Annotated in this window: 13 protein-coding genes; 9 read left to right on the plus strand and 4 right to left on the minus strand. The window is 44.6% G+C overall.

Going from position 1 to position 12,771, the window contains the following annotated elements; all coding sequences use genetic code 11:
• From HYU97_10165 to nagZ, 3 genes are read left to right on the plus strand one after another with little or no spacing between them, the layout of a single operon-like run.
• Positions 1 to 798 carry an ABC transporter permease gene (locus tag HYU97_10165; protein MBI2337107.1) on the plus strand — a complete coding sequence of 266 codons (798 nt, stop codon included), beginning with the start codon at positions 1 to 3 and terminating at the stop codon, positions 796 to 798.
• Between the two features lie 52 nt (positions 799 to 850).
• Positions 851 to 1,360, plus strand: coding sequence for an ORF6N domain-containing protein (locus HYU97_10170; GenBank protein ID MBI2337108.1), 510 nt, complete (start codon positions 851 to 853; stop codon positions 1,358 to 1,360).
• A 25-nt stretch (positions 1,361 to 1,385) separates the two neighbouring features.
• On the plus strand, positions 1,386 to 2,552 hold the full coding sequence (nagZ, locus tag HYU97_10175) for a beta-N-acetylhexosaminidase (protein ID MBI2337109.1): 1,167 nt from the start codon (positions 1,386 to 1,388) through the stop codon (positions 2,550 to 2,552).
• Here the strand turns inward: nagZ and HYU97_10180 are convergent.
• Positions 2,494 to 2,706 (minus strand): BrnA antitoxin family protein, encoded by a 213-nt coding sequence (locus tag HYU97_10180; protein MBI2337110.1) that lies wholly within the window; start codon positions 2,704 to 2,706, stop codon positions 2,494 to 2,496. The two genes, nagZ and HYU97_10180, sit on opposite strands and share 59 nt — an antisense overlap.
• Positions 2,696 to 2,995: a BrnT family toxin gene (locus tag HYU97_10185; protein ID MBI2337111.1), complete on the minus strand. Its 300-nt coding sequence runs from the start codon at positions 2,993 to 2,995 to the stop codon at positions 2,696 to 2,698. Before HYU97_10185 ends, HYU97_10180 begins: the two co-directional genes overlap by 11 nt.
• 297 nt (positions 2,996 to 3,292) lie before the next feature.
• On the opposite strand from HYU97_10185, the gene HYU97_10190 reads away from it, so the two are divergent.
• On the plus strand, positions 3,293 to 4,987 hold the full coding sequence (locus HYU97_10190) for a hypothetical protein (protein MBI2337112.1): 1,695 nt from the start codon (positions 3,293 to 3,295) through the stop codon (positions 4,985 to 4,987).
• A 235-nt stretch (positions 4,988 to 5,222) separates the two neighbouring features.
• Here the strand turns inward: HYU97_10190 and HYU97_10195 are convergent, their stop codons facing one another.
• Both HYU97_10195 and HYU97_10200 read right to left on the minus strand, forming a co-directional pair.
• The gene (locus HYU97_10195) at positions 5,223 to 6,725 is read right to left on the minus strand and encodes a Fic family protein (GenBank protein MBI2337113.1); all 1,503 of its coding nucleotides are present in this window, start codon (positions 6,723 to 6,725) and stop codon (positions 5,223 to 5,225) included.
• Between the two features lie 183 nt (positions 6,726 to 6,908).
• Positions 6,909 to 8,054 carry a Fic family protein gene (locus HYU97_10200; protein MBI2337114.1) on the minus strand — a complete coding sequence of 382 codons (1,146 nt, stop codon included), beginning with the start codon at positions 8,052 to 8,054 and terminating at the stop codon, positions 6,909 to 6,911.
• A 337-nt stretch (positions 8,055 to 8,391) separates the two neighbouring features.
• Here HYU97_10200 and HYU97_10205 point away from each other — a divergent pair, with 337 nt between their 5' ends.
• The 5 genes from HYU97_10205 to HYU97_10225 all read left to right on the plus strand — a co-directional run bounded on the left by HYU97_10205 (position 8,392) and on the right by HYU97_10225 (position 12,550).
• On the plus strand, positions 8,392 to 10,611 hold the full coding sequence (locus HYU97_10205) for a hypothetical protein (GenBank protein ID MBI2337115.1): 2,220 nt from the start codon (positions 8,392 to 8,394) through the stop codon (positions 10,609 to 10,611).
• Positions 10,612 to 11,061: 450 nt separating this feature from the next.
• Entirely contained in the window at positions 11,062 to 11,343 is a 282-nt protein-coding gene (locus HYU97_10210) for a type II toxin-antitoxin system RelE/ParE family toxin (protein MBI2337116.1), read from the plus strand.
• Entirely contained in the window at positions 11,340 to 11,657 is a 318-nt protein-coding gene (locus HYU97_10215) for a putative addiction module antidote protein (GenBank protein ID MBI2337117.1), read from the plus strand. Before HYU97_10210 ends, HYU97_10215 begins: the two co-directional genes overlap by 4 nt.
• Positions 11,658 to 11,934: 277 nt before the next feature.
• Positions 11,935 to 12,135, plus strand: a complete 201-nt coding sequence (locus HYU97_10220) for a hypothetical protein (protein MBI2337118.1) — start codon at positions 11,935 to 11,937, stop codon at positions 12,133 to 12,135.
• Positions 12,116 to 12,550 (plus strand): putative toxin-antitoxin system toxin component, PIN family, encoded by a 435-nt coding sequence (locus tag HYU97_10225; GenBank protein ID MBI2337119.1) that lies wholly within the window; start codon positions 12,116 to 12,118, stop codon positions 12,548 to 12,550. The genes HYU97_10220 and HYU97_10225 overlap by 20 nt, the downstream gene beginning before the upstream one ends.
• Positions 12,551 to 12,771: the final 221 nt, after the last annotated feature.

Consider the following 12,771-nt stretch of genomic DNA (forward strand, 5'->3'; position numbering starts at 1 on the left):
ATGCTAAATTCAAAAATCAAAATCGGCGGTTCGATCATTCTTGTCTTTGCCTTATTGGCATTATTCGCCCCTTGGCTTGCGCCCTATTTGCCTGGTGAAATGAATTGGACGCTAGAGTTGCAGCCGCCCAATGCCAAGCATTGGTTGGGCCAAGACGACTTTGGCCGCGACATTTTGAGCCGGGTGCTTTATGGGGCGAGGCTTTCGCTCGGGGTTGGATTGGTGACCGTGGTTTTGAGTGCAACGCTTGGGGTTTTTACGGGGCTCCTAGCAGGTTATGTAGGGGGTAAAGTCGAAGAATTATTTATTTTTGTGAGTGATTTGTTCATGTCGTTTCCTGGCATTTTATTGTTGATTGCAGTGGCGGCCTTTGTTCCGCCTAGCGTGGTGAATATTATTTTAGTTTTAAGTTTTGTAGGATGGGTAAGTTATGCTCGCATAATTCGGGCGCAAACGTTAGAGTTGCGCGAACGCGAATTTGTTTTGGCTAGCCGTGCCTTAGGCGCGCGCCGGTTGCACATCATGTTACGCCATATTTTACCCAATGCCCTGGGGCCTTTGATTGTTGCGGCTTCGCTAGGCATTGCGGGGATTATTTTGGCAGAATCAACCCTGTCGTTTTTAGGGATTGGCATTCCGCCCGAAATCCCCACCTGGGGCGGCATGCTCAACACCGGAGTTCGTTATTTATTAATCGCCCCGCACTTAGCATTTTTCCCCGGCCTTGCCATTATGTTAACCGTGTTGGGATTTAATTTTTTGGGTGATGGGTTGCGGGATATGTTAGCGAAGAAGTGACAATGTCCAAAAATCTCGTTGAGCTTTAAATTAAAATTAATTACAGTCGAACATGTCTTTAGTTCCAGTAGAGCGAATTGAAAAATCGATCTTATTAATTCGAGGACATAAAGTTATACTCGATGCCAATTTAGCTGAGCTTTATGGAGTACCTATAAAACGGCTGAACGAACAAGTGCGCCGTAATTCCAAACGTTTTCCGCCCGATTTTATGTTCCAATTAACTTCTGAGGAGTTCGAAGCTTTAAGGTCGCATTTTGCGACCTTAAAAACTGGCCGGGGTAAACATCGTAAATACTTACCTTATGTTTTCACTGAACAAGGTGTTGCGATGCTCTCCTCTGTTTTGAATAGTGAACAAGCTATCGAAGTAAATGTTGAAATTATGAGGGCTTTTGTACGACTTCGACAGATCCTCTCTTCTAACAAGGTTTTGGCACAAAGATTGAGTGAATTAGAAAAGAAGTATGATCGTCAGTTTAAAGTCATTTTCGATGCTATTCGGCAGTTAATGATCCCATTACCATCTCACAAGCGCACCATTGGATTTCAAGCAAAATAAAGATTTTCTGTTTCATAACGACTTCATGATGACATTAAATTTAAAAAAACTCATTGGTTCCCTCTGTGTGTTTGGTTTTGAAGGTACTGAAACGCCAAAACACATCGAAAGCTTTATTCAAGATTGGAACTTGGGCGGAGTGATTTTATTCAAGCGCAATATTGAATCGCTCGAACAGTTGGCCGCGCTCAATCAAGCGCTCATCAAACTATCAGATCACCCGTTATTATTGGGCGTTGACCACGAAGGTGGGCGGGTCTTTCGTTTGCCTGCACCCTTTACTCATTTTCCTCCTTTGCAAAAAATTGGCGATTGCATTCGCAAACAAAAAAATCCGCAATTGGCATTTCAATTGGGCCAAATCATGGCGCGCGAACTATGTGCGGTGGGTTTTAACTTAAATTTTGCGCCGGTGACTGATGTCAATTCTAACCCCCAAAATCCTATCATTGGCGATCGAGCTTTTTCGGCTGATGCAGCAGAAGTGGGCCCTTGGTGTCACGAATTTTTACAAGGGCTAGCCAGTGAAGGCATCATCGGTTGTGCCAAGCATTTCCCAGGGCATGGGGACACCGAGCAAGATTCGCATTTAGAATTACCAGTGGTGAATAAGACGGAAGCTAAATTGTGGGATTGTGAATTGAGGCCATTTCGCGACCTTATGTCATTGCGAGCAATGTCATCCCTGCGTAGGCAGGGACCCATGATGGGGCGTGGCAATCTTCCTTTTTTCCCCCTCATGACCGCCCATGTAAAATACCCCGCCTTAGACCCCGATTGGCCCGCAACCCTTTCTTCTAAAATCTTAACTGATCTTTTGCGCAAGAAGTTAGATTACCAAGGGGTAATTTTTTCCGACGATTTCGAAATGAAAGGCATTAGTGCTTACTATCCTATCCCCGAAGCAGCTGAACAATTTTTGCACGCCGGAGGAGATGCAATTTTACTCTGCCACCATGAAGAACCTCAAATCAACACCCTCGAACATTTACTCCGTCTCGCCGAAAAAAATAGCCAATTTCGAGACTTATTGTCCGAAAAACAAGCTAGACTATCCTCTCTGTCATTGCAAACCGTGTTAGCCAATTTATCCCAGGTAGGATGTAAAGAACATCTCAGTTTTGCCAAAAGTTTCAGGCTACCCAGCGCAGAGAGCGGTGCGATTGTGCGCAATCTCGTAAATAAAAATTAATCAATTGTTGATAAGGCACGCCTGATTTTTGAGACATTGTTTTAAAATAATCAATGATGTCTTGGCCAAGCCTGATGGTTACCGGTTTTTTCAATCTTTTAATATAAGGGTTCTTGCGCCCTTTCATTTTTGAAAAATTATATTCAGTTTTCATTGTTTTGTCTCCAATATGATTTAGCCTCAGCCTGTGTGGCTTTTCTGGCTGAGATGATTCGAATCGCTGATCCCTTATCTTTTAGACAATGACATACAACCAGAACATGAAATTTAAAACTTAAGCCCAACATTAAAAATCTGTCTTCTTCGGTAGAATGCTCAGGATCAAAAAATTCGATGGCATTTTCATCATAGAAAACCGTTTGTGCCTCTTCAAATGATATTCCATGTTTTCTTTTGTTTGACCTGTTTTTGCTTGTGTCCCAAATGAATCTCAACTCATGCATATGTACATTGTAAATATAACAAAGTATGAATCCTTTTCAAGCGGTAAATTTGTTTCCGACAATTCAAAGTAACCCCAAAGCCAGGCTTGTCAAATTTCAAGTAAATAATTTATATATCTTATTGTATTCATTTGTGTTTTTTCTTATTTTGCCTCGCAACAGCAAGGGTTTCGGGCCCCGATAAGATAAATGACATGGGCTAACCGTGTAAGCCATGGGTGCATTCTGTCATTGCGAGCCCGCCTTAAGGCGGGCGTGGCAATCTCGGTTTGACATTGATTTTATAGGAGTTTTTTAATGGGTGTCGCAGGTGCTGGAAAACAAGATCCTGCTGCCAAAGCGGCCGAAGCGGCCAAGGCAGCTGAGGCGGCAAAAGCGGCCGAAGCGGCTGCCCACGCCGATGGAGCCACAACTCCACCGCCTGCCCAAGATGGCGGTGAAATGGGTGCCACCGGTGCCACCGATGAAGCCCAAGGCGGCAAGGTAGCAGGCCAGCCCAACGCCGATGCTGGTAAAAACGTTAAGCCCGATCCCAATGCCACCAAGCCCCCACCTGAAGATGCAGCTGTTTCAGAACCTGAACTCACCGATGCAGATTTTCTCGGCAATTTGAGTGACAATTTTGCCAACCTTCCTGAAGAGGCCCGCAAACTAGCCCAAGACATGGTTAGCCAAGTTAGAAATATGATGGGCCTGGTGCAACGGATTACCCAAGATACAGTTCAGCAAGATAAAAAAACCGATGATGCCAAGGCGGTTGATCAAGATGTTGCTAGAACCGCAGAAGCAAACAACGCCGATGCTAAGCAGACCGAACGAGCCCAGGCGCAGGCTCGTACTGCTGGTGCAACGCGAGCCGAAACGGGTTTTGGTGCATCGCCTAAACAGCAACTTACGGCCTTGCTGGAAAAGATGGGCAAATTGTTTCAAGAAAAATTTGCACCTCCCAAGGCCTTGGCAAAAGGTGATGGCAAGGCAACTCCAGAGGGTGCAAAGCCTGAGGGCGCCGCAGCCAAACCTGAGGGTGAAGGGTTTGTAGCCACAGGCACCAAACCTACGGTTGAACATGAAGGAGCTGTGGTTCGAAATCGGCATGTTGCTAAAGTTTATGATGGCAAGGTTTATGAGGGCGATGCGGGCAGACGACATCATGGTCATAAGGTGGCTAACCGCAGCGACACTAAACGTGCTGAAACCCGTAGGGCGGGTGAACAATATGCTACTCGATTAGCTGGTGACAAGAGCCGCGAATTAGATGCTAAGCGCCGTTTAGAAGATGTGCGTCGCCAAGCGGAATTAGCAAAAGCAGAAGCAGGCGAAGTTAACGAAGGCGATCAACTCAAAGCCGACCAACGAGTGGCTGCAGCGGCAAAACCTAAAACCGAAAGCACTTTAGAAAAAGAACGCATTGCCGCAGAATTGGGATTAAAGGTTGTGGAAGAGGAGATTGCTTCGTCGGAGACTCCTCGCAATGACAGAATCGATGTCATTGCGAGCGCAGCGAAGCAATCTCTCTTAGACGAACCTGAAGAACTCGCCAGCTTCGAAGCCTACGGCCCCCGGGGCACCGACCACGAAGAAAGCGGCCTTAAAGCGGCTGATCGATCCGCAAAATTTAGAGGTTTGGAAGGCGGCAAAGGGACAAATAATCCCGAGGGTCGCTATGCCATCCGTCACGTAGCGAAGTTTAATGGGCAAGGCGCTGATTCTGATTTGCCAGAGTCGTATCAAGAAGGCATGCCCAATACAGGCGAAATTCACGATGAAAAAGGCCAAGCCGTGGCAAGTTTTCAACCTGGCACCATCATGGGCAGCCAGTTCAACGATGCGCGTGGGCGCTTAGTAAACCCATGGAACCCCGCAAGCGTGATCACCGATCAGGCCGCCGTAGAAAAAATCGTAGCCGCCCGCCAATTTTTAACCCGCATTAAATTAGAAGGCGCCCTATTGCCCGAAGACGCACGAGAAGCCGCCGCCGGGGCAAAGTGCTAATGATGGTGTCATTCTGAGGCGAAGCCGAAGAATCTTCCATATAAAAACAAAAAAATAGCCATTGGAATTAACTTAAGCCCAGAGGTGATTGATTATTTTAAGAGCCTTGCCAATCAAATGTAAAAAAGCAGCTTAATATTTTAATGTCATATATGGATCCCGGGTCTAGCCCGGGATGACGCAATACCGTCATGCCGGACCTGATCCGGCATGACGGTATTGATTATACAAAAAATTAAACGCCCTGTTCTGTCCAATATTTCATTTCAGAAGCAACAAACTTTGTAAAAGGAATAATATTCTCATTCACAGAAGCTTCTTCCAATGCTTGCATGTAAGACTCTCTTTTTTCTACTCGAATGACAGTCCAAGGATACCCTCCCGAGGTCAGCATAAGGTTCATTAAGAAGCGGGCAACCCGCCCATTTCCATCCATATAAGGGTGGATATAAACAAAAATAAAATGCCCGAGTATAGCGCGTACCGCGGCACTTTTTTCTTGTTTGAGGAGTTTAAACAAGGTCTCCATGGAATCGACAACGGCGTTGACGGGAGGGGGAATATGTCTGGAGTTTGAAATAAAAACAGGGTGATTTCTATAGCCAGCGAGAGAAGCAGCCTTGAGCAAATTTGCTTGTACGAGAGGTAAGAAAAGTTTTCTGTACCATGTTTGCAAATCATCCTCAAAAATTTCTCCAGCTGATTTTTGTTGCTGAAAGACTTTTTGGATACTTTCTGTGACTCTCTGAAAGGCTTCATAATAACCCTTTGCGGCCAAAGCATCCTTTTGTTGTTTGTCTTGTGGGTTGTTGTTAGGATCCCAATTCCCCTGAGCAATTTTATTAATTAAATCTTCTGTCACTTGGTAACCCTCGATCGACAAGGAATGATAAGCATCCCGAGAGTAGAGTTCTTTAATCTTCTTTAAAGCCTTATTTTCTTTCTTGGATAAACCGGTTTCTTCAGGAAAAAATTTGAGAATAGGTGCTCTCATCTTTTTGCAAAGCGCCTCAATTCGTCCTGCGTAAGGAGAGGTAATTCTCTGTGGCCCTTGAATGAAAGGCTCGTAGGCTGAAAAAGGATTGCTGGATTTAAGAACAAGCCCGACACTTGCCATGTCTTCTGCAATTTGTTTTGATTTATTTAACTCTCCAAGAGTTTGAAGAACTCCTACAAGACGATTTGCAGAAGTGACGGCTTGTGTGTCTAATAAAAGCCGGGAAACTTCCGTCATAGAAGGAAGTAAGCGAAGGGCAATTTCAACATTCAGCGGTTTATTGGAATAATAAGCAGGAGAAAGTCTGCATAAAGCCAAAGCAAGAGGCATGACATTGACGCCTTGAATCTGTTCGATGACAGATGGAAAATTCTTACTGTCGGCATAAAGAAAAAGAGAAGTGTTGTGAGGCAGCTGAATGGTTTGATTACTATTCTTTTGAGTAATGACCGTGATTTGATTGGCAATGATACTTTCACCCGCATAAAGATTTAGGGAAGACTCCGCGGATAAACAGTAACCTGTTTTGCCAAAACGGTCTGAGAGATAATATTTTATAAAGGGCCAAAAGCCTCCAAACCAAGCGGTGCTACCCCCTCTTCCTCCGGGGCTTGTAAGTAAATACCAACCCTTCAGAATTTCAATTAAGCATCCTGCAGCAGAGAGGCGGCTTTTAATTTTTCGGCCTAAATCTGTGGCTTTCAACACCCCTTCTTGGCTCAACTCTTTTGCTTGAGACAAAGCTTCCGCAAGGGGATGAGGCGGTTTTATTTGGAGAGGATGTGTAGCCATAACTATTCTTTATGAATAATAATTATCTCCTAGAAGTTAATGTTATTATTTTATAGAACTTAAGGCAACTTCTTTCTAGAAGATGTGGACGTGGTGTATGTGAAGTTTTTCGGCTGATTGGTAGATCCATACTTATTGCCTTAGATGCTGAGCTGGTTCATCTAGAATATCCAGGATCACTTTGGCGCAATAGGTACGATCCCGTTTGGCTTGCGTCACCTCTTTGATAATCGATATTTTTTCGAGTTTTTCGATGGCTCGCTGTGCTGTCGTGAAGGCAATGCCCAGTTCTTTAGCCACTTTCTTCACCGTCAGAAAGGGGTTAGCGGCCAAAAGATCAATGACCAACATCGGTGTTTTGGTTGAGGCCCCGGCCACAAGTTTTCGCCACTGCACCAATTTTTTGTTGATCCGTTCGGATCGGCTGATTGCATCTTCGGCTTGATGGGCCACCCCTTGGAGAAAATATTCTAACCATCTCTGCCAATTTCCTTCTTCGGTGATAGCGCGCAAATGAGCGTAGTACTGGTCACGGGTCGATTCAAAATACGCACTCAAGTACAAAAGCGGCGAGGGAAGAATCTTGTGTTCAACAAGGAATAAAGTGATTAACAGACGACCCACACGGCCATTGCCATCCAAAAAGGGGTGGATTGCTTCGAACTGGTAATGTGCTAAGGCAACCTGAATGAGTGGGGGCTTAAATGGTCCATGTAAAAACTTTTCAAATTCACCCAGGCAGTTCATTAATTCCGATGGGGGTGGTGGTACATAACGCGCTTCGTTGAGGAGGCATCCCGGTCTACCGATCCAATTTTGAGAATGGCGAAACTCCCCCGGTGTGGATGTTTCTCCACGAACACCTTTCATGAGTTTTTCATGAATTTCCCGGATCAGTCGTAAGGAAAGCGGAAGGTCCTTCAGACGTTTAACTCCATACTCGAGGGCTACGACATAATTTGCAACTTCGCGGAGATCTGCTGGAGATCGATTCACATGAGCCTCGGCCTCTGCTGCCAAAATCTCGCCTAGAGTTGCCTGTGTGCCCTCGATACGGCTGGAAAGCACCGCCTCGCGTCGGATAAAGGGTCGAATCAGCAGGTGAGGATTTGGCAAATGCCCACCTTCGCCTGCCAAGCGGCCGATAGAGCGATCTGCTTCCGAAAGTGCCTCAATGAGGGTTTGGGTCCATTCAATGTTCGGTGGTAGTGGATTTGGAAGAAATGCGTCATATCCTTGCGGACATCGAACTTTTTTACCGGTTGGATTTCCTGACATTTCAAGACCTCTTATTTTCGATTCGAAAATAACAAAATTTATTATTATCGAATATATATGGTATCGAAAATAATATCTCAACTCCAATTTTTTCTAAAGAAATGAAAAGGTCTTAAATTCCCCGTCAATCCGCAACTTTAGGTTTGTTGAAGGCCGATAATTATTTGGGTTATGTCATGTGACAAATGTCATCCTGAGGCTTTAGCCGAAGGATCTTCCATTTTACAATCCGAAACGGAAGATTCTTCACCCCGCTGGGTTCAGAATGACACCATCATAGGGTTCGTAAGGTACGGTAGACAACAAACAGGGTTACGAGTTACGATAAGGTAAAAGTATGGATTACGATTTAAGTTACGATTTAGGGTATGAAGGTTGTGAAGGCTCACCGCCCAAGCCTACAAAACCATCCCATGCCACCGCTTCTATTTGCGACCCCCATCAAGAGCATCCGGGGTATTGGTGTGCGCCACCTCCCAAAGTATGTAAAGTGGTTAATAGTGCGTTTGCCCCTGAGTGTACGGCTGAGGAAAGAGCAGACATTGTAGCAAAAAGAAATGTAATGAATGCAAAGAAAGCAGCACTGGATGCAGCAACTAAGGCAGTGAATGAGTCAACAGAAACAGATGCAGCGAAGACCAAGCCTTTAATAGATGCACAATCAAAAGCTCAACAAGAATACGATGCTGCAAAAGCAGCATATGATACAGCTGCTGGTGTTACAACCAAAACTCCTCCCAAACCAGGAACAGGGGTTAAAGCCAAATCCGATACCCCCGAAGCTCCTCCACCTCCACCAGAGCCTGCGGTTTCAACCTATGTGCCTGCTTCTCGGGTCGATAGTGTATTAAAAGCAAAACAAGATGGTGGTGCTACTTATGCGCCTCCTAAAGATGCTGCTCCAGAGGTAGAACGCCCCACTTATACCTCAGACCAACTACAAAAGCGCGGTGAATTACAAACTAAGTTGCGCGAGGCCTTTGCAGCTGATAAAGCCTTTGCCAAAGACAAAACCCCAGCAGAAATCAATGCGGCAGCAGATGCTTATTTGGCCTATCTTGAAAAAACTGCGGAAGAGGAAAAAAAATCCAGTTGGGCCAAAGAAAATTTAGAGTCACTTTTTGAAAAATCAAAACCTGATCGGAGGGGAAAACTTCCACCCACTAAGTTAGTATCAGGTAAAACTCCCCGAGGATTGCTAGATGATGCTATTGGAACTTGTAAAACTAAGGCAGCAACAGCGGCCAAAGACTATCATGGGGATGGCAGCGATAGAATCACGCAAGTAGAAACCGAGGCCAAACATTTTCACGGCGATAAAGATCCTCTTCACGGCGATAAAGACCCTCAAATATTATTGGGCCTCATGGAACGCGAAGCCACGTACAAGGCCTTAAAGACTCAAAAAGCAACTTTAAAAAATAATGGTGATGAAATCATCGCCGCGGTCCATCTAGCAAGATTAAAAGCCCAGGGTTTAACAGATACAGTAAATGGTAATCAGGCTCCCAAACCCGCTACCACTACCACCCTGGCAGCAGCCGAAACTCGCCCCCAAGCGGCCACTGATTTATTGGCTTATCTCACCCGTCCTACTGAAAAACCTGCTGATTGGTCACAGGATGAACCCTTTGCCCCTGGTAAAGGCATGGCACCAGCAGAAGCAAAACTAGCCATGCAATATTTTCGCTTTCCCAATCCAAATCCTAACGACAAAACACATCCCACCGTGGGGGTTGATGAAGCGACTCCTGAACAAATGGCCAATTTGCAAAAGTCTCTTCCAGGCAAAAATAAAGATGCTATTTTGGCCGATGCCAAACAACAAGCCAGTGATGATTTAGTTCACGAGTTAAGGGTGGTGAACCCCACCTGGACCGACGCTGACGCCCATCGGTTCGTTGCCAGCCGTGGCCTCTACGCAAAAGGTAAAACGGTGTACGACTTCGACGAAGCCATCCGCACTTTACGTGCGTCACCTGGGCCTTCTCCCAACGATAGTGCAGCCTTGGCTTCTACTTTAGAAAAACAAGATGGCGAATTATTTGCCAATGTAGACCCAGCATTGCAATCAAAATTTCGCCAACGTGTACCCGAACCCAGTGGTGACGATGCGAGATCAATTGCCGATAAATTTGGGTTAGAAAATAAAGGTAAGGGCAAAGAATATCGGGATCAATTTTTGGCCCAAGCCGCAGGCCTTGCCTTTCAGGAAAAATTAAAATTAGCCGGAGAGTTGGCCAAAGAACAGCGGGACAATGCAGAATATGATCGAAGAGAGGGTATTAAACGAGAACAGGCCGTTGAGGATCGAGAAGACGAACAAGCCTTCAGAGCTGGAGAAAGTGCGTTACAACGTGAACACGACAAAGAAATGAAGGGCATGGATTTTATGATGCAAATCGTTGGCAAGCAATTAGACTTTATGAACAACATGGTTACTACTTACATGCAAGCCTACCTCCAAGCCAACATGCCCAAACAATACGACGCCATGCTAGCCCAAAACGTGTGGCTCACCGTGCAAGGCGGTGGCGGCGCCGGCCGGCGAGCGTAACAAATCCAAGTAGCGAACAAATAACTCCTAAAATAAATAGGGTTGCCGTTAAACATTGGCACAAGAATTGCTATAATTATAGAATACAATCACTATTACTGAAGGGGTCACCCATTAGCCCCTGCGGTCAAGAGAAAAAAGTCTTCCCTTAGGATTTTTTCATCAATCCTTTCAAAGTATTACTGAAGGGGTCAAGTCTTGACATGAGACAGGTTTGTACCGTCCGAAATCACTGGATACCTATGTTTACCACTTTCATGCTAGCCCAAAACGTGTGGCTCACCGTGCAAGGCGGTGGCGGCGCCGGCCGGCGAGCGTAACAAATCCAAGTAGCGAACAAATAACTCCTAAAATAAATAGGGTTGCCGTTAAACATTGGCACAAGAATTGCTATAATGTAGAGAAATTCTAGCTAAACAGTTAATTTTTTATGAAGATAAAAACGGAAGAATGCCGTTTTTAGACTGGTTAGAATTGCTGGATTTCAAAACAGAGGCTCGAATTCGAAATCGATTGACTAGGCTTGAAATGGGAAACATGGGCGATTGCAAAGCTATTGGAGAAGGAATTTTCGAATTACGTTTGTTTTTTGGCCCAGGATACCGGGTTTATTTTGGAGAGATTAACAGTGAGGAAGTCCTACTATTGATAGGTGGGAGTAAAAATTATCAAAAGAAAGATATCAAAAAGGCAAGAGAATTCTGGAAAAGCTATAAGGAATTGATGAAATGAAAAAAGTTAAAAATTTTCGGCAATATCATCTGGAAAAACTTAAAACTTTGAAAGCTGCAAGGGTATATTTAGAGGTTGCTTTAGAAGAATTTGAAAAAGATCATGATAAAGACACCTTCTTGCAAGCCATCCGAGATGTTGCCGAGGCACAAGGGGGCCTTTCGTTACTTGCCAAACGTGCTGGGCTCAATCGTCAAAACCTTTATAAAGCTTTATCAGCAAGGGGAAACCCTCAATTTGACACTATTGGGGCGATTTTGCAGGCGTTAGGGTTTAGGCTTTCAGTGGAATTGCTTTCTAGAAAAGCCGCCTAAAAAACTGAGGGGTTCACCCATTGGCCCCTGCGTAGGCAGGGGCAGGGATGACAGAACTCATGCAAGCCTATCTCCAAGCCAACATGCCCAAACAATACGACGCCATGATGGCCCAAAACGTGTGGCTCACCGTAAAGGGTGGTGGCGGCGGCCGTGGTGGATATGGTTAATCAGCGGTTGCACATCAATAAGGACATGGGCCAGATAATTACTTATAATTACTTATAATTACTTATACCTTGAAAGTACGGTAAGTATTGTATATATTTAAAGACGGATGAAGTCGCCAATACAAAAAAATCCTGAAGATTTTATCTTATCCGTCCTTTCTGATGAGGCACGGTTGGATGCTGCCGTTAGTTTGGCTAGGGAGGCCTTCAAACAAGCCAAAATTACAGCAAAAGATATTGATCATGCAGTGAAGGCTGTACGTAAAGGCCTATTTTCTACAAAACAACATGCAAAACATAGTCGTTGATACCGGCGTACTAATTTCAGCCTTTGCTTTTGATGGGATCCCTGAAAAGGTTGTCAAATTTGTATTTACTCGTCACAACCTTTTTGTTTCGCCACAAATTTTATTGGAATATCGTTCAGTTCCGGTGTTGTTGCATCGACGTAAAAAAATCAACAAACCTCAGTTGCAATCTCTTATTGTAGGTATAGCATCTTTTGTAAAACCAGCAATTATTGTTAAAGCAAAAAAATCTATTATGCTTTGTCGCGATCCCAAAGACGATATTTATCTGGAATTATGTTACGCTGCCAAAGTTGACTATTTAATAACCGGTGATAAAGATTTACTCGCAATATCCGAAGATCAGTTAAATAAATTATTGCCAAGCCTAACAATTATTACTCCTAGAAATTATTTTATTAAATTCATCAAGTAATGGCCTTCTTTTTAAGCCAACATGCCCAAACAATACGACGCCATGATGGCCCAAAACGTGTGGCTCACCGTGCAAGGCGGTGGTGGTGGCCGCCGAGGGTAACAAATCCAAAGTAGCGAACAAATAACTCCTAAAATAAATAGGGTTGCCGTTAAACATTGGCACAAGAATTGCTTTAATTTTGATTGAGCGGACTATATCAAGTTAGCCCAACCTAATGT

The sequence above is a fragment of the Deltaproteobacteria bacterium genome (assembly GCA_016183235.1).
In the GTDB taxonomy this organism is placed as follows: domain Bacteria; phylum UBA10199; class UBA10199; order DSSB01; family JACPFA01; genus JACPFA01.